The sequence below is a fragment of the Chryseobacterium sp. OSA05B genome, from assembly GCF_019970065.1.
In the GTDB taxonomy this organism is placed as follows: domain Bacteria; phylum Bacteroidota; class Bacteroidia; order Flavobacteriales; family Weeksellaceae; genus Chryseobacterium.
Window position 1 is genome coordinate 97766 of record NZ_JAHXYH010000005.1, and the last position, 16734, is coordinate 114499.

General features: G+C 38.1%; 18 protein-coding genes. 13 read left to right on the plus strand and 5 right to left on the minus strand.

The features are described 5' to 3' along the window. Positions 1-4: 4 nt before the first annotated feature. The gene (locus LC419_RS18570; RefSeq protein ID WP_223608758.1) at positions 5-1342 is read right to left on the minus strand and encodes a dihydroorotase; all 1338 of its coding nucleotides are present in this window, start codon (positions 1340-1342) and stop codon (positions 5-7) included. A gap of 211 nt (positions 1343-1553) precedes the next feature. On the opposite strand from LC419_RS18570, the gene LC419_RS18575 reads away from it, so the two are divergent. From LC419_RS18575 to ribA, 8 genes are all read left to right on the plus strand, one after another. Then, positions 1554-3008, plus strand: coding sequence for a lipopolysaccharide biosynthesis protein (locus tag LC419_RS18575; protein ID WP_223608759.1), 1455 nt, complete (start codon positions 1554-1556; stop codon positions 3006-3008). Positions 3009-3164: 156 nt separating this feature from the next. After that, positions 3165-4181, plus strand: a complete 1017-nt coding sequence (locus LC419_RS18580; RefSeq protein ID WP_223608760.1) for a sugar phosphate nucleotidyltransferase — start codon at positions 3165-3167, stop codon at positions 4179-4181. Positions 4182-4289: 108 nt separating this feature from the next. Then, a complete protein-coding gene (locus tag LC419_RS18585; RefSeq protein WP_223608761.1) occupies positions 4290-5135 on the plus strand; it encodes a DUF4292 domain-containing protein in 846 nt (281 codons plus the stop codon). Then, a complete protein-coding gene (locus LC419_RS18590) occupies positions 5132-6694 on the plus strand; it encodes a peptidoglycan DD-metalloendopeptidase family protein (RefSeq protein WP_223608762.1) in 1563 nt (520 codons plus the stop codon). The genes LC419_RS18585 and LC419_RS18590 overlap by 4 nt, the downstream gene beginning before the upstream one ends. A 32-nt stretch (positions 6695-6726) precedes the next feature. Continuing rightward, a complete protein-coding gene (locus LC419_RS18595; protein WP_034725845.1) occupies positions 6727-6942 on the plus strand; it encodes a twin-arginine translocase TatA/TatE family subunit in 216 nt (71 codons plus the stop codon). Between the two features lie 15 nt (positions 6943-6957). Beyond that, positions 6958-7572: a DUF4254 domain-containing protein gene (locus tag LC419_RS18600; RefSeq protein WP_223608763.1), complete on the plus strand. Its 615-nt coding sequence runs from the start codon at positions 6958-6960 to the stop codon at positions 7570-7572. Beyond that, the gene (locus LC419_RS18605) at positions 7569-8027 is read left to right on the plus strand and encodes a hypothetical protein (RefSeq protein WP_223608764.1); all 459 of its coding nucleotides are present in this window, start codon (positions 7569-7571) and stop codon (positions 8025-8027) included. The genes LC419_RS18600 and LC419_RS18605 overlap by 4 nt, the downstream gene beginning before the upstream one ends. A 16-nt stretch (positions 8028-8043) precedes the next feature. Then, positions 8044-8640, plus strand: a complete 597-nt coding sequence (gene ribA, locus LC419_RS18610; RefSeq protein WP_223608765.1) for a GTP cyclohydrolase II — start codon at positions 8044-8046, stop codon at positions 8638-8640. Positions 8641-8701: 61 nt separating this feature from the next. Here ribA and LC419_RS18615 read toward each other — a convergent pair whose 3' ends face one another. Then, positions 8702-9091, minus strand: coding sequence for a hypothetical protein (locus LC419_RS18615; protein ID WP_223608766.1), 390 nt, complete (start codon positions 9089-9091; stop codon positions 8702-8704). A gap of 141 nt (positions 9092-9232) precedes the next feature. After that, entirely contained in the window at positions 9233-9754 is a 522-nt protein-coding gene (locus LC419_RS18620; RefSeq protein WP_223608767.1) for a hypothetical protein, read from the minus strand. 115 nt (positions 9755-9869) lie between these two features. Between LC419_RS18620 and LC419_RS18625 the strand changes: the two genes are divergently transcribed. From LC419_RS18625 to LC419_RS18645, 5 genes are all read left to right on the plus strand, one after another. Continuing rightward, positions 9870-11603: a glycoside hydrolase family 3 protein gene (locus tag LC419_RS18625; RefSeq protein ID WP_223608768.1), complete on the plus strand. Its 1734-nt coding sequence runs from the start codon at positions 9870-9872 to the stop codon at positions 11601-11603. Between the two features lie 4 nt (positions 11604-11607). Then, a complete protein-coding gene (bshA, locus tag LC419_RS18630) occupies positions 11608-12756 on the plus strand; it encodes an N-acetyl-alpha-D-glucosaminyl L-malate synthase BshA (protein WP_223608769.1) in 1149 nt (382 codons plus the stop codon). Positions 12757-13000: 244 nt separating this feature from the next. Beyond that, complete coding sequence (locus LC419_RS18635) at positions 13001-14272, plus strand: DUF2851 family protein (protein WP_223608770.1); 1272 nt, start codon at positions 13001-13003, stop codon at positions 14270-14272. Further along, the gene (locus LC419_RS18640; RefSeq protein ID WP_034725857.1) at positions 14265-14486 is read left to right on the plus strand and encodes a PspC family transcriptional regulator; all 222 of its coding nucleotides are present in this window, start codon (positions 14265-14267) and stop codon (positions 14484-14486) included. Before LC419_RS18635 ends, LC419_RS18640 begins: the two co-directional genes overlap by 8 nt. A 2-nt stretch (positions 14487-14488) precedes the next feature. After that, positions 14489-15001, plus strand: coding sequence for a GNAT family N-acetyltransferase (locus tag LC419_RS18645; protein ID WP_223608771.1), 513 nt, complete (start codon positions 14489-14491; stop codon positions 14999-15001). 99 nt (positions 15002-15100) lie between these two features. Here LC419_RS18645 and LC419_RS18650 read toward each other — a convergent pair whose 3' ends face one another. Beyond that, positions 15101-15835 carry an SIMPL domain-containing protein gene (locus LC419_RS18650; RefSeq protein ID WP_223608772.1) on the minus strand — a complete coding sequence of 245 codons (735 nt, stop codon included), beginning with the start codon at positions 15833-15835 and terminating at the stop codon, positions 15101-15103. Positions 15836-15907: 72 nt separating this feature from the next. Then, positions 15908-16729, minus strand: coding sequence for a carboxypeptidase-like regulatory domain-containing protein (locus LC419_RS18655; RefSeq protein WP_223608773.1), 822 nt, complete (start codon positions 16727-16729; stop codon positions 15908-15910). Between the last annotated feature and the right edge of the window lie 5 nt (positions 16730-16734).

A 16734-nucleotide genomic window follows, 5' to 3' on the forward strand; every position in this document is an offset into this window, starting at 1 on the left:
AGCACTAATCTCTTACTTCAAAAAGAAGTCTTTCCCCGAATTTTTCTTCAGTAATATTTCCGTTGTTATAAACAAGGTGTCCATTGACAAAAGTCTGGGTTATTTTAGAATGTAAATTCATTCCTTCCAGAGGACTCCAGCCACATTTGTACAGAAGATTATCTTTAGCTACCGTCCAGTCTGCATTTACATCAACCAAAACAAGATCTGCCTTGTAGCCTTCTCTCACAAAACCTCTTTTCTCAACTCTGAAAAGTATAGCCGGATTGTGACACATCTTTTCAACGATTTTTTCCAAAGAAATTTTTCCTTGATGATAATTTTCAAGCATCACAGGTAATGAATGCTGTACCAAAGGAGCACCGGAAGGACATTTTGTATATACATTCTGTTTTTCTTCAGCCGTATGAGGCGCATGATCTGTTGCTATGACATCAATCCTGTCATCCAGAAGGGCTTCCCACAGCGCATCTTTGTCTTTCTGAGTTTTTACAGCCGGATTCCATTTGATCAGTGAACCTTTGGTCTCATAATCTTCATTGGTAAATGTCAAGTGATGAACACATACTTCAGCGGTAATTTTTTTATCTTTTAATGGAATATCATTTCTGAAAAGTTTCATTTCTTTAGCCGTTGAAAGGTGAAAAACGTGAAGTCTTGCTCCTGTTTTTTCTGCTAATTCAATTGCCTTCGAAGATGATTTATAGCAAGCTTCTTCACTTCTGATCAGGTGGTGAAATTTCACAGGAATATCCTCTCCGTATTCATCCAGATACGTCTGCGTATTGGCTCTGATCGTAGCTTCATCTTCACAGTGAACAGCAATCAGCATTTTTGTGCTGCTGAAAATATTCTCCAGCGTTTCAGGATTGTCAACAAGCATATTTCCCGTAGAAGAGCCTAAGAATAATTTAATTCCCGGAACATTTCTCGGATTGGTCTTTAAAACTTCTTCAAGATTATCATTGGTTCCGCCCATCATAAAACCATAGTTGGCATATGCTTTTTGAGAACCGATCTCGTATTTATCCGCCAGTAATTCTTGAGTGACCGCATTGGGAACTGTATTCGGCTGATCAATGAAACTTGTAATTCCACCAGCGATGGCAGCTCTCGATTCTGTTTCGATATCTCCTTTATGCGTTAGTCCCGGGTCTCTGAAATGCACCTGATCGTCTATGACACCAGGCAGAAGATATTTTCCGGAACCGTCAATGATATGATCTGCCTCTTCTGAAATTGAGGAATCTATTTTCGAGATCAGGTCATTTTCTATTAAGACATCACTTTCGAAGATCTTACCTTCGTTCACGATTTTTACATTTTTGATTAGAGTCTTCATTTTTACTTTAGAAATTAGATGTTAGAAATCAGAAGCCAGGAATAGCTATGTATCAAAAATCATGAGTGATCCATAAGAATGCTCTCACTAACTTCTAACATCTAGTTTCTAACTTCTGTTAAAAAGCAAAATTAAGGTTTATGAATGAATTTTAATGTCGCCGAATATAAATCAATTTCTAAATATTTACATTTGCATAAAATTTTCGAGTTTGTATAAGAAGTTATTCGGTCAGACCGCCGTATATGGGCTTAGTTCAGTATTAGTCCGTATTTTCCCGTTCATCATTGCACCTATTGTGACAAAGGCTTTCGGGCCCGCGGCTTCATCTCCCTTTGTAGACTGGTATTCCATCGCAGGAGTGATTACGGTTCTCCTTACCCACGGTATGGAAACCTCTTTTTTCCGTTTTGCACAGGAAGAAAGCATTGATAAGAAAACATTGATTTCAACATGTTCCGTAAGTATTATCAGCATTGCTCTGATTTACCTTGGCTTAGGCTACGTTTTCAGGAACGAACTTGCCATAGCATTTGAAACCCCTGATCAGGTCAACTACCTTGTTATCTTTTTATTTATCCTTTCTCTGGATGCATTTTCTACCATTCCTTCAGCTATATTAAGGCTGCAGGGGAAAGCTTTCAAGTATATGTTTTCCAAGGTGGCCGGATCTGTTGTTTACTTTTTACTGGTTATATTTTTCATCAGATGGCTTCCAAAACATCCGGAAGGAATTTTCGGTTTAAAATATGATCCTCAGTTGGGAGTAGGTTATGTATTCATTGCCAATTTAGTGCAGAGTATCATCACATTACTGATCGTAGGAAAGGAATTCTTCAGCTTCAGTCTTTCCAAATTTGATTTTAAATTATGGAAAAGAATCATGAATTATTCATGGCCGGTAATGATTGCAGGACTGGCAGGAATCGTCAACCAGACGCTTGACAGACAGTTTTTGAAATATCTCCTTCCTCCGGATGAAGCGCGCCATCAGATCGGAGTCTACGGAGCCGTTTATAAAATCGCTACTTTTATTACAGTTTTCCGACAGGCCTATCAGCTGGGTATAGAACCGTATTTCTTCTCAAGTTTTAAAAATAAGGATTCACATAAAACCTACGCAGTACTGATGGATGTTTTTGTCATCTGCAGCTGTATTATTTATATGGGTCTGATGGTAAATCTTCAGTGGATTTCGGAAAAATATCTGAGCAACCCGCTTTATTATGAAGGGATTGAAATCATCCCGTTTGTGATGTTGGGCGCCCTATTTCTGGGGATTTATCTTAATCTTTCCATCTGGTATAAATTATCAGATCAAACCAGAGTCGGTCTATATATTTCAGTGATTGGGGCATGTATTACCGTTTTCATTAACTTCTTCTTTATCCCGGAATATGGGTACTGGGCAAGTGCTATGGCTGCGCTGATCACCTTTATGTCTATGATGGTTATTTCATATGTCTGGGGACAAAAACAGTACCCGATTCATTACAATACCGGAAAGATTGCACTCTATTTAGTCTTTACCATTACATGTTCTCTGGTATCTTTCTATTTTTTCAGAACCAATTACTATGTAGGAAATTTATTTTTACTCCTTTTTATTGGCCTCGTAGCCTATAAAGAGAAGGCTATCGTATCCAAAATACTAAAAAAGTCTTAGGATATGGCCTCTAATTTGATACTATTGAGTTCTTTTAAAAAAAATTAAACAGCAGTTGGCAAAGATGATAAATATTACGATCAGCAATGATTTAAATTATTACCTTTAGCCGTACCAAAATAAAAACTAACAAATAAAAACATTGTCATATAGTCTATGAAAATAATTGTTCCTATGGCTGGACGCGGTTCCAGATTACGTCCACATACTCTGACCGTTCCAAAACCTCTTATTCCGATTGCAGGAAAACCTATCGTACAGAGACTGGTAGAAGATATTGCTAAAGTAGCAGGTGAAAAAATTGAAGAAGTAGCATTTATCATTGGGGATTTCGGACCGGAGATTGAAAAGTCTCTTCTTCAGATAGCCGAGAAACTGGGAGCAAAAGGCAGTATATATTACCAGAACGATCCGCTGGGTACCGCACACGCTATCAAATGTGCTGAAGACTCCATGCAGGGAGATGTGGTGATTGCTTTTGCAGATACCCTTTTCCGTGCAGATTTCCAGCTGGATAAAAATTCGGATGGAGTAATCTGGGTGAAAAGTGTAGAAGATCCGTCTGCTTTCGGAGTGGTAAAATTAGACAACTACGGTTTCATTACAGACTTCGTGGAAAAACCACAAACCTTTGTATCGGACCTTGCCATCATCGGAATTTATTATTTCAACAGTGCTGAAAAACTGATGGAAGAGATCAATTATATTATGGACAATAATATAAAAAACGGTGGCGAATATCAGCTGACAACTGCCTTGGAGAACCTTAGAGCAAAAGGAGCAAAATTCACTCTGGGAAAAGTAAACGACTGGATGGACTGCGGAAATAAAAATGCTACCGTAGAAACCAACAGTAAAATTCTTGCCTACGAGATAGAAGAAATGAATAATTATCCGGCATCAGCAGTGATCGAAAATTCATTGATTATCCAGCCGTGCTTCATCGGAGAAAATGTGAAGATCTCTAATTCAAAAGTAGGTCCGGGTGTTTCATTAGGAAATAATACGATCATTGTGAATTCCAATATCGAAAACTCTCTGATCCAGGAAAACACAAGAATTAACCACGGAAATCTTTCCAACTCTATGATTGGCAACTCTGCACAATACTTCGGAGTGGCCAGAGAAATCTCATTAGGTGACTACTCTGTTTTAGATTTTTTATCTAAATAAGATCAGAAATAATTAATATAAAATAAGATACATCCAGACCACACAACATTTTTTGTGTGGTTTGGCTTTAATATTGCAGCGTTTTTTCTTTAATTGAAAGATAAATACATGAAAAACTGGATCCCGATACTTTTACTATTTCTTACCCTTTCATCCTGTAAAACGAGAAATGCTGCCAAAAACAACGGCAAAGCGCAGGACAGCACTGTTGTTATCACAGACGACAACCGTAATCCCAAAGATGCCAACGAGCCGGTAAGAGATAAATTTTCGTTCTACGAGCATGTTGTGGTTCCTTTGAAATTTGATCAGATCAAGATCAACAGTAAAGTGAATGTGGAAACCGGCAGCTTTATTCCAACCCTTGATGCCGTCATCTATATTGAAAACGATAAAAAGGTATGGATGAACCTTCAGGCCCTGTTTTTCAATGTAGCCAAAGGTATCGCGACACCTGAAGGAATTAAAGGTCAGGATAAGACTAGCAAAACCTATATCGATTCCGATTTTGATTACCTGAATAAACTGCTTAATGTCAATTTCATCGATTACAAATCACTTGAAAAAATACTGATGGGCAGGACTTTTGTCAAGATCAGCGATTCTCAGTTTACCCTGACCCAAAACGCACAGGGCTTTAAAATGGTTTCCAACGCTAATCAAAAAATTACGACGGATGAGAAAACCAGAGAGTATAAAATTGAGCTTAACTATGATACGAATTATGATCTGCTAAGCGTAAATTTAAAAGATGTTTTATCTACCGACGAACTGGAAATCTCTTATAGTAACTGGAATGAATACAATGGAATTCGTCTTCCGAAAAATGTTAAAATAATTATAAAAGGTTCAAAATCTAGTCAGATTTTACTGGAAAACACGAAATTTGACTTTTCGAGGATGGAAACACCTTATTCTGTACCATCCAGTTATAAGAAAATTGAGATTAAATGATTAAAAAATTTAGCTTTTTAATAGGTATTCTACTGTTCGGCCTGCATCAGGGACAGCAGAACAAGGAACAGCTTCAGAAACAGAATGCCGATCTTAAAAAACAAATTGTACAGATAAATACAGATCTGGCTAAAACCAGAAACGAATCTAAACTTTCCGTAGCCTATCTTACCAACGTCAATAAGAAACTGACTTTGAGAGAAAAAGTGTATACCAATACTCAGAAAGAAAAAAGATTTATTGAGGACGAAATCTATCTGCGTCAGCTGGAAATCAACCGCCAGAATAAAGAATTGGAAGTTCTCAGAAAGAATTATGCTCAGGTTTTGGTCAATGCTTACAAAAACAAAGGAGTACAGAATAAAGTAACCTTCATTCTTTCATCCAAAAATCTGGGTGAAGCCATAAGAAGGGTTCAATACCTTAAACAGTACGCTGACTATCAGGATAAAAAAGCTGCAGAGATCAGCAACGCAGCTGCCCAGATCAAAAAATCAATCGCACAGAAACAGAGCTCCGCAAGAGAAAAAGATAATCTTCTGGTGAACCAGCAGAAAGATCTGGCTACCATCAATGCAGAAAGAGCACAGAAGGAGCAACTGTTGGCGGATTTCAAGAAAAATGAAGCCAAACTTACGGTAGAACTTAAGCAAAAGCAGGTTCAGTCTAAAACTCTGGAAGGACAGATCAGAGCTATCATCGCGGAGGAAATCAGAATAGCAAAAGCTGAAGAAGAAGCCAGAAGAAAAGCCGAAGCCGAAAAAATCCGTATGGCTAAACTGATTGCAGAAAGAGAAAAAGCCAGAATTGAAGCGGAAGCTAAAGCCAGAGCAGAAGCCCTGGAAAGAGAAAGAAAGCTGGCAGAAATTGAAGCTAAAAAAGCAGCTGATCTTGCTGCAAAAAGAGCTGAAGAGGAGAGAAAACGTAATGAAGAGGCTGCAAGAGCTGAATCCAGTGCAAAAGACGAAGCCAGAAGAGTAGCCGCGAAAAAAGCATCTGATGAAGCGAATGCAAGAGCAAAAGAAGCTACAGATAAACTTGTTGCTGCAAGAGCCGCAGAAGCTGCACTGAACAAGAAAAAAGAAGAAGAGAAAAAAGCCGCTGAAACAAAAGCAATGACCAGCTACGGAGTAACTACTTCTACCGGCAGCAGTTTTGCAGACAGCAGAGGGAAATTAGGATATCCTGCGGACAGAGCCGGACAGGTAACCCACCGATTTGGAAGACAGCCGCACCCGGTTTTCAAAAATATTGTTGAAGATAATACAGGAATCAAAATCGCCGTCCCTTCAGGAACTCGTGCAAAATCTGTATATCCGGGAACAGTCTCTTCTGTATTGGCAAACAGCGACGGAACAAAAACCGTTATGGTAAAGCACGGAAGCTATTTCACGATTTATTCTAACCTAGGAAACGTAAGTGTCTCCAAAGGACAGCAGGTTTCTTCCGGTACTCCGGTAGGTACGGTAGCTCAGGATTTCGATGGTTCTTATACCCTTGATTTCCAAGTATGGAACGGAAATACACCAGTTGACCCATTAGGTTGGATTTCGTATTAAAAAAAGCTTTAACTTTGCAAAAATCTTAAGAGATGAATACACTAACAATACTTGCCTTATCTTGGCAGCACATCCTTATCGTAGCGATACTTTTGGTATTGCTTTTTGGAGGAAAGAAAATTCCGGAATTAATGAGAGGAGTTGGTTCAGGTATCAAAGAATTTAAAGATGCGGTGAAGGAAGAGGACAAACCAGGTTCTGATAAAACCTCTTCTACCAACAACAATAATAATACTCCCAGCAACTAAAATTCCTCAGAATTAATGAATTTTACCGAGACTGCATGGAAAGTCTTCAATCAATCTATTGAAGACTATCACGTGTCCGATGACGTTAACTCTCTAATTAATAACCCGTTCGAAAAAGACAGTTTGGAACGGATTTTGTATGCAAAGAACTGGATTGATACCGTTCAATGGCATTTAGAAGATATTATTAGAGATGAAAATATTGATCCCGCTGAAGCTCTTCAACTGAAGAGAACGATAGATGCTTCTAACCAGAAGAGAACAGATCTGGTAGAATTTATCGACAGCTGGTTCCTTACAAAGTTTGAAAATATAACTCCTAGACCTGATGCAAAAATCAATACTGAAACGCCCGCTTGGGCAGTAGACAGACTATCAATTCTTGCGTTAAAGGTTTATCATATGTCGTTAGAGGCCAATAGAGAATCCGCTTCTGAAGAGCACCGTGCTAACTGCCAGGCTAAACTGGATGTACTGCTTACTCAGAAAGAAGATCTATCAACTTCTATAAATCAGTTGCTTACTGATATTGAATACGGTAATATTAAGATGAAAGTATACAAACAAATGAAAATGTATAACGATGATAGTCTTAATCCGATCCTTTATCAAAAGGGGCAACAGAAATGAGAAAACTATTTTTTTTTGGAGTACTACTATTAATTATAACTTCCTGCGCAACGGAGAAGCTTAATCTTTCTCCGTTGTCTAATAATTTTTACAGCGAAACTAAAGGTTCTGATTCCGACAGAGGGGTAAAGAAAGGTTTTGATATCAATATCAAAGAAAATGTAAATGCTTCTGAAATTTCAAATCTGATTTCTACTTTTCCAAAGTTCAAGAATAACGGGTTAAATGATGAAGTTACAAGCTTGAAATATAGCCTGCAGAATTATTTATATGCCATAGATGCCAACAACTCTAACGGAAAAAACAGAGCAGTTAAAAGCTTCGAAAAATCATACAAGAAAATTCAAAAACTCAGACAGCAGCTTGATAAAGATGATGATGAAGTTCTCAACAGATATCTCGTACGTCTAAAAACCAATATTTCTGTCATAGAAGATTCTTTAAAAGGAAATTAAAAACGAACCACTATTAATGATTAAAATTCAGGCAGAAGCTAATGTTCCTACAGAACACGGCTCTTTCCGAATGATCGCTTTCTCCGAAAACGAAAACGACTGGATGCCACACATGGCCATCGTAGCAGAAAATACAGATTTTTCAAAACCGGTGAACGTACGTTTCCACTCAGAATGCATTACAGGAGAAGTTTTCCATTCAAAAAAATGTGAATGCGGGCAGCAACTGGATGCCGCAATGAAATATACCCATGAGCACGGAGGCATTATTGTTTACCTTCGTCAGGAAGGAAGGAATATCGGGATTATCAACAAGCTAAAGGCTTATTCACTCCAGGAAAAAGGGCGCGATACTGTACAGGCCAATCTCGAACTGGGACTTCCGGCTGATGACAGAAACTTCGGTGTTGCTATCGATATCCTGAATCTGTTGGATGTAAAAGATATTAATCTTTTAACCAATAATCCGGAAAAGGTAAAATATGTAGTGGAAAGCAACATTCATCTTAATTCAAGGATCCCTTTACAGATTCCTGCCAATGAGATGAGCAAAGGCTATCTGCAGACAAAAAAAGATTTCTTCGGTCATTTATTAGATGATAATGACAATTAGATAAAACATAAAAGCTCCGGAAGAAATTCTGGAGCTTTTTATTTTGATTATCAACATTCGGTTATAAAGGAGTAGGGAAATATTTCACTGACCAGTTTCCCCTAAAATGATACTGTTTCCATATCCCGGATTTGGTTTGTAAACTTCCGGTCAGAACAAAACCTTTTGGAGAAACAGACGAGCTTATAGCACCGCTTCCATTGGGCTGAAGGCTTGTGGAATAGACCTCTTCCACCTTATTATTTACAGTTCTTGTTACCTCTATACTTCCACTTTTTGAGACATTCATAATCAAAGTTCCATTCAAATCTCCTGAATAGGTTCCCACCCATTTTCCCATATGAGGAGAAACATAGTTTTCATCTGCATTATGATCCTCAGTCTCCCTGCATGAAGATAACATGAGTAAAGGAACAATAAGTAAAAATTTAAAATAACAGTTCTTAATCATAATTTGATTCATAGTTTGAAGATAAAATTAATCTTTTTTATTTCTACACAAAGAAAATTGTAAAGAATGGAATAAAAAAAAGCTCCGGAATTGCTCCCGAAGCTCATAATAATTATAAAAAACTGAAAAGATATTTCTTAATTAGTTAACCTTGGTATTCTTTACCTTAGTTTCATCAAGGTTATAGTACTTTACCACAGCGTTATAATCACTGTAATCTACACTACTTGCATTTTTGCTTGCTTGTGCAGGAACAAGTACTAATCTGAATCTTTGATTGTTTAAATAACTTGCTGTCTCAGCGGGTGTCATTTGTGTTCCAAGATCAAAATTCTGATCATCGATTCTGATCTGTACATTCTGAGAATCAAAAACGAAATTATAATCAAATACTCTGTTTGTTGGTAAAGTTCCTGAATTTGGTAAATAAACAGATTTTGGAATCTGCTGCCATGCATTACCTGCCGCTCTATACACTAAAACCACATCTGTCTGGTTAATATCAATTCCCTGTGTAAACGCATATCCGTTTCCATTGGTGAATGATCCTGTGATATCTCTCATTCTTGAATATGTGTCGCTATCTGAATCATCTTTGTTATCACAGCTGAATATAAATAATGATACAAATGCCAGGAATAGAAAAGGAAGAATTTTTTTCATTTTTAGAAAAGTTTAGTTATTATTTATAAAGCGTATTCAAATCATATACCAAAAGTTGCAAAAACTTTGTTTTCATCATTTTTTTAATTGTATTTTTGTTCTTATTCAAAAGATCATGAAGAAATTGTTATATACTTCCCTCTTTATTTTTTCATTAATAAGCTTTACAGCCAAAGCTCAATACCAACCTAAAAACATTTCCAAAGAAGACCTGAAAAAGGCTCATCACTGGGTAGACAAAACCTACCGGTCACTTTCACAGGACGAAAAACTAGGTCAGCTGTTTATTGTAGCCCTTTATACGAACAAAGGGGAAGACTATATTAACCAGATCAGAAACATTGTGGTTACTGATAAAATCGGAGGACTGATTCTGATGCAGGACGATGCAGCCAGAGAAATCAATCTGGTGAATGAATTCCAGCAGAAATCAAAAATTCCGATGATGATCGGGATGGATGCAGAATGGGGAATTTTCCAGAGAATTGCTACGGCTCACAAATTTCCATGGGCAATGACCCTTGGCGCGATACAGGATAAAAGCCTTATTTACCAAATGTCCGCCAAAATAGCGGAAGACTGCCACCGAATGGGAATCAACTGGGATTTTGCACCGGTAGTTGATGTGAATACCAACCCTAACAATCCTATTATCGGAAACAGAAGTTTCGGTTCAGAAGTGGATAATGTGATCAGTTCAGCTTTATCCTATTCCAACGGACTTCAGGATAATACGATCCTTGCTGCGATCAAACATTTTCCGGGACACGGTGATACGAGTACAGACTCGCACCTGGATCTGCCGGTAGTTTCACATAGTCTGGAAAGATTGAATACGGTGGAACTGGCTCCTTTTAAAGCTTTGATGGATAAAGGAATCGGTGGTGTGATGGTGGCTCACTTATATGTACCAAGCCTTGAATCCGGAAAAGGTATTCCTGCTTCGGTTTCTAAAAACATCATTACAGGGATATTAAAAGATCAGTTGGGATATAAAGGTTTAATTATCACAGATGCCCTAAATATGGGCGCTGTAGCCAATAAATATAAGCCGGGCGAACTGGATGCCCTTGCATTTAAAGCCGGAAATGATATCATGCTTTTCTCTCAGGGCGTTTCAGAAGGAAAAAAATTAATTCAGAAAGGAATTGAAAAAGGTGAAATTTCTCAATCGAGAGTCGAGGAAAGTGTAAAAAAGATTTTACTGACGAAATATTTCCTGGGCCTTACTCAATACACCCCGAAAAATCCTGAAAATATCAATAGCGATCTGAATAACGACTCTCACAAAACGTTGGTGCAAAATCTATACGCCAACGCTTTGACACTGTTAAAAGATGATCAGAAACTGCTTCCGATCACTGGGAAACAGACATATTATGTTCCTTTGGAAGAAGCACCTTATCAGACTTTCGCCAATCGATTAGGATCTCATGTGATCACTAAGAAAGCCAACGAAATTGGTAGTATTCCCGCAGGTTCTACCGTAATCGTAGGATTTCACAAGGATAATTCAACAGCTTATAAACCTTATAAAATATCAGCAGAATCGAAGAAAGTTCTTGCTGATCTCACCAAAAATCAGAATGTTATTTTAAATGTATTCGGAAGTGCATACGCTTTAAAAGATATCGATATTTCAAAAGTATCTACTGTATTGGTCTCTTACGAAAACAATGACGACTCTATGACCGCTGCAGCCGCTGCGCTGAACGGAACAACAAAAATATGGGGCAAACTGCCTGTACTGGTGAATGACCAGCTGAAAGCAGGAATGGGAATCGAAAAAGCTCCATCTTCTGCTTCGAATGTGAATACAACAGTTTTTACAACACCAAAACAACAATAATCTAATGAAAATAGGCATACTTTGCTATCCGACCTACGGAGGAAGCGGAATCGTGGCAACAGAACTGGGAATGTCTCTTGCCAACAAAGGCTATGAGGTTCACTTTATAAGTTCTGCGCTCCCTGCGAGACTGGACATTACCAACCCGAACATTTTCTTTCACAGAGTGAATGTGCAGACTTATCCGCTTTTCCAGTATCAGCCTTATGATATTGCATTAAGCTCGATGATTTACCGTGTCGTGAATCTTTACAAACTGGATCTGTTACACGCCCATTATGCCATTCCATACGCATATGCTGCATTTACGGCAAAACAGATGCTGAAGGAAGATAATAATGATATTCCATTGGTAACAACGCTTCACGGAACAGATATTACCCTTGTGGGACAGCATCCGAGCTATAAACATGCGGTGGAATTTTCAATCAACCAGTCAGATGCCATTACATCGGTTTCTGAAAGCCTGAAAAAAGATACGCTGCAGTTTTTCAACATCAAGAAACAGATACAGGTGATTACCAATTTTATAGATAATTCTGAATTTGACGACTTAACGGAATGCCAGAGAACACAGTTTGCCAATCCGGATGAGAAAATTCTGATCCATGTCTCTAACCTTCGTCCCGTAAAACGTGTAGATGAAGTTCTGCAGATTTTCAAGAGCGTTGAGAAAAAAGTGAAGTCCAAACTGATCATCATCGGTGAAGGGCCGGATATGGAAAAAGTAAACCAGTTTCTGGAAGAAAATCCTGAGCTTATTTCAAAAATCCGTCTGTTAGGAAAAGTAAACGATCTTTATAAAATCTTACAGCTTTCCGATGTATTTCTGCTTCCTTCGGAACAGGAAAGTTTCGGTCTGGCAGCCCTGGAAGCTATGGCGGCTTACACTCCGGTAATCAGCTCCAATGCAGGAGGAATTCCTGAGGTAAATATCCAGGGAGAAACAGGATTCTTAGCCGAGATCGGAAATGTAGAAGCGATGAGCAATTATACAATCAAACTTTTGAGCAATGATGAACTTTTAGCTACCATGAAGCAGAATGCTAAAGACCAGGCTATCAAATTTGACCTGAAAAACATCCTTCCTATCTACGAAGAAATGTACAGAACGACTATAGAAAATTTCAAGAAGGAACTGACAAAAGCTTAGTCATACTCATTGAAAAAGGTTCAAACTATTATAATAAACCCATACCAACACAATGCCTTCCAAAATTATATGGAAGGCATTATATTTTTAATGAGAACAACGCTAAAAAAGAATGAACAGCACAAAAATCTTTATTTTAAAAACCGTGTTTCTATCTTTAGCATTTTTTTCAGTACAGAGACAGAAAATTTAAAGAGGGTGTTAATACAAATACAGGATTTCCATTATATTTATCTTCACACTTATGACGGAAAAACTGCTTCAATATCTCTGGAACTATAAAGTTTTCAAAAATTATGACTTCAAGGATCTTGAAGGGAATCCCGTTGAAATCATCCATTTTGGAAAATGGAATACCGATGCGGGACCAGATTTTCTTAATGCAAAAATTAAAACCAAAGGACTGACCATCGCCGGACATATAGAACTCCACATCCGCACCTCTGACTGGATTTTCCACAATCATTCCCAGGATCCCAATTACCAGAATATCATTCTTCATGTAGTCTATCAAAACGATACCGAGATCGATGACCTCATCCGGAAAAATGTTCCGACTCTGGAGCTTAAGGATCATATCGACCCGGATATGCTGTGGAAATATGAAAAACTGATCAACGGAACTCAATTTATTCCCTGCGAAAATATTTTTGATCCCAATAAAATTCCCATTCATTTTCACGAAGGCAATGTCCTTAAAAAGCTGGATGAAAAATCTATGGAGCTGGAGAAAAACCTGGAACAGTATAAAAATAATTTTGAAGCCGTACTTTTTCACAGCCTCGCCTACTCTTTCGGATTAAAAGTAAATGCTCATATTTTCAAACAGATCGCAGAATCTATAGATTTCAGTGTTATCAATAAACTCCGGCAGAATGAATTACAGTTGGAAGCCCTCCTGTTCGGCATTTCGGGATGGCTGGATCATCCGAAGGATGGACAAATGATGATCTGGAAAAGAGAATTTGAATTCATCCGAAAAAAATTCAGTATTCCCAATCTGACCTTTCATCCCAAGTTTCTGAGATTACGCCCACCTAATTTCCCCACGATCCGCCTTTCTCAACTGGCAGATCTTTATCACAGGCATCAGAATTTATTTTCAAAAATTATACGGATGAGCAATACCGATCAGCTGTACGAAGTTTTTGAGCCTGTAAAAGCATCAGAATACTGGGATTTCCATTTTAACTTCGGAACCCTATCAAAGTTTCAGCCTAAAACTTTAAGCCGGGATTTCATTGAATTAATTATCCTCAATACGGTACTTCCATTAAAATATGCCTATCATAAATACCATCGTGAAGAAATTGCAGATGAACTCGTAGAACTGTACAAAAGCAGTGCTGCAGAAAAGAATTCAGTAACTGCAGGTTGGAAAAAACTTGGGTTAAAGATGAATAATGCATTGGAAAGCCAGAGTCTGATTTATCACTATAAAACCTCGTGCGAAGAAAAAAATTGCTTAAATTGCGGTATTGGATTTAAACTTTTAAAAGAATCTTCAAATGTTTGATAATATCCGCCACAAAATGGAAAGAGAATGGTTCGGTGTTCTTACGAGAACGGGAGCCAAACTGGGGATCCCTGTATCTAAATTAAGGATCTTCTTTATCTATTCTACTTTTGCCACTGCCGGCTTTTTCTTTCTGATTTATCTGGGACTGGCATTTACGCTTTGGATCAAAGATATATTTATCACAAGAAGGCCGAGCGTTTTTGATTTATAATTATGGAATTTTTACCGATTAATTCTGCAGAAGACTATAGAGTTCAGGACATCTATGCGTCTTATTCCAGCACATTCCCCGCAGACGAGCAAAGGGACTGGAACCAATTTACCGCTTTATTTTCAAACCCTAATGTGAAGGTAATATCTGTGCTTCATGAATCTCAGGCAATAGGATATCTGATCATCTGGGAGCTGAGTTCTTATGTTTTCGTCGAGCATTTTGAAGTTTTTGAAGCCTTCAGAAGTCAGAAACTGGGATCGCATATTACAGGATATCTGTTTAAAAATTATCCTAGAATTATTTTGGAAATAGAGCCTGATCACTTGGGAGAAGATGCGAAAAGACGCTATTCTTTCTATCAGAAAAACGGATTTACCCTGATTGACGAAATGTATGTACAGCCTAGTTATGGCGAAGGGAAAAAGCCCCTGGACCTTTGGCTGCTGGCCAATTATACGCCTGAACATCTGAAAAGTGTGAAAGACGAAATTTATGATGTTGTATATCATTAAAATATAAAAACCGCCGGAAGATTTCCGGCGGTTTGTTTTTATAGCATCTTGTAAAATCTTTAATCTTTTCATAACCACTGATTTCAGAGATGATGTGTATTAGTTGACTTGATATTCCAGCTTTATGGTGATGTTCGCTTCTTTTTCTTTGGAGGAAGTATTGAATGTTCCGCCGTAGGAATAATCTTCATTGGAATTGGGCTCTGTAATCTGGATTACACCCATGGTCGCTTTTTTAAGATTTCCCAGACTGCTTCCTGAATTTTCAGCTATCTTCTCTGCCCTTTCTTTAGCATCTTTCGTTGCACTGGCAATCATTTCCTGCTTTACCGTGGCTAATTTGGTGTAAAAATAGGATGGCGATGATGAAGTGAATTCAATACCACGATTGATGATCTCTGTAATATTTCTTGAAAGGTTTTCAATTTTAACGACCTCCTTACTTTCAATAGAAACTTTTTGGGTAAGGTTGTATCCGGAAAATTCACCCTGTACGTAATTTCCATTGGAGTCATTGTAACTTCTGAACTGCTTCTGAATATCTACGGAAGAAAATACAATTTCATTCTGCTTAATCCCTTTTGAAACAAGATAATCATTGATGACCTTTCTATCTATGGCCAGCTCATCATAAGCCGCTTTTAAATCGGAATTATTTTTAGAAAAACTTCCGGACCAGGTGATCAGGTCGGACGTAAACTGTTTAGTTCCCAATCCGGTTACGGAAATGGTATTTTCAGATTTATTTCTGTTTTTAATAGCATTCCCTAAAAATCCGAGCCCAAGGACAAATCCCAGTGCTCCTACTGCTACCGCAATAATATTTTTATTCATAAAACTTGTGATTGATTGATTCTGTGTAGCAGTACATCAATTTCTATTCCGCTTTTTAAGAATTCTTTAACATTATTCTTTGTTTTTCCTTTGCGTTAATCTTTCCAGATAAGCCGGCATGGTTTCCTCCATTCTTAGTAACACACCTGAAAGGTTCTTTGCCTTCACATAGGTTCTTACCTGAGGTTTGACCTCAAAGGAATACTGAATGAATTCTGAAATCCGTTCTTCCGGAATTCCGGCATTGGTAAAGTACTCATTATCTACCCGGTTTCTCACCCACATGATGTGTTCCTGCAGGTCATCATACCTGTACTGTCGTTTCTGACGTCTTGCTTTTCCACTGATCAGATCGTAGGCGCCCTGTACATCCAGACTTCCTAAAAGGATCGGAAGAAGAACCTGTTTCACTTCTGCAGGTTTTTCACGCATCTTCCCGACAGGTTGTGGTAAGCCTACCGCCTGTTGTACAATCTCTCCTTTATCTACTTTTGCAACCATCCGGGAATCGGTCTCAAGATCACCGGTTGGTTTTTTAACGATTTTCACTTCTCCGACATCTCTCGGTATCGGAATCATGGTAACCAGCAGCTGAGGATTGTTACCGTTTATAAGAACTCTTGTGGACACTCTGTTGAAATCTGCTTTTACAAATCTCAGTTCGTCATTCGGAGAAGCTTCAATAGAGAATATTCCCGTAGCATCGGAAGAGGTTTTCTGATCGGTAGACATATTGATAACAAGAACTGAACTTAAATATGCCCCGTCATCATCTGTGATCCGTCCGCTGACTGTCTGCTGCGCTATGAAACTATTAAACACAAAAATAAGAAGAAAGAAAGCTTTCTTCCAGCCGGCAATAGTGGTATTTCTGCATCCAACATTCATCTTCATGTTTT

Bases quoted from the DNA above. Each gene is read 5' to 3' on its own strand.
- LC419_RS18570 (WP_223608758.1), bottom strand. From the start codon at position 1,342: ATGAAGACTCTAATCAAAAATGTAAAAATCGTGAACGAAGGTAAGATC.
- LC419_RS18580 (WP_223608760.1), top strand. From the start codon at position 3,165: ATGAAAATAATTGTTCCTATGGCTGGACGCGGTTCCAGATTACGTCCA.
- LC419_RS18585 (WP_223608761.1), top strand. From the start codon at position 4,290: ATGAAAAACTGGATCCCGATACTTTTACTATTTCTTACCCTTTCATCC.
- LC419_RS18590 (WP_223608762.1), top strand. From the start codon at position 5,132: ATGATTAAAAAATTTAGCTTTTTAATAGGTATTCTACTGTTCGGCCTG.
- LC419_RS18595 (WP_034725845.1), top strand. From the start codon at position 6,727: ATGAATACACTAACAATACTTGCCTTATCTTGGCAGCACATCCTTATC.
- LC419_RS18600 (WP_223608763.1), top strand. From the start codon at position 6,958: ATGAATTTTACCGAGACTGCATGGAAAGTCTTCAATCAATCTATTGAA.
- LC419_RS18605 (WP_223608764.1), top strand. From the start codon at position 7,569: ATGAGAAAACTATTTTTTTTTGGAGTACTACTATTAATTATAACTTCC.
- ribA (WP_223608765.1), top strand. From the start codon at position 8,044: ATGATTAAAATTCAGGCAGAAGCTAATGTTCCTACAGAACACGGCTCT.
- LC419_RS18615 (WP_223608766.1), bottom strand. From the start codon at position 9,091: ATGATTAAGAACTGTTATTTTAAATTTTTACTTATTGTTCCTTTACTC.
- LC419_RS18620 (WP_223608767.1), bottom strand. From the start codon at position 9,754: ATGAAAAAAATTCTTCCTTTTCTATTCCTGGCATTTGTATCATTATTT.
- LC419_RS18625 (WP_223608768.1), top strand. From the start codon at position 9,870: ATGAAGAAATTGTTATATACTTCCCTCTTTATTTTTTCATTAATAAGC.
- bshA (WP_223608769.1), top strand. From the start codon at position 11,608: ATGAAAATAGGCATACTTTGCTATCCGACCTACGGAGGAAGCGGAATC.
- LC419_RS18635 (WP_223608770.1), top strand. From the start codon at position 13,001: ATGACGGAAAAACTGCTTCAATATCTCTGGAACTATAAAGTTTTCAAA.
- LC419_RS18640 (WP_034725857.1), top strand. From the start codon at position 14,265: ATGTTTGATAATATCCGCCACAAAATGGAAAGAGAATGGTTCGGTGTT.
- LC419_RS18645 (WP_223608771.1), top strand. From the start codon at position 14,489: ATGGAATTTTTACCGATTAATTCTGCAGAAGACTATAGAGTTCAGGAC.
- LC419_RS18650 (WP_223608772.1), bottom strand. From the start codon at position 15,835: ATGAATAAAAATATTATTGCGGTAGCAGTAGGAGCACTGGGATTTGTC.
- LC419_RS18655 (WP_223608773.1), bottom strand. From the start codon at position 16,729: ATGAAGATGAATGTTGGATGCAGAAATACCACTATTGCCGGCTGGAAG.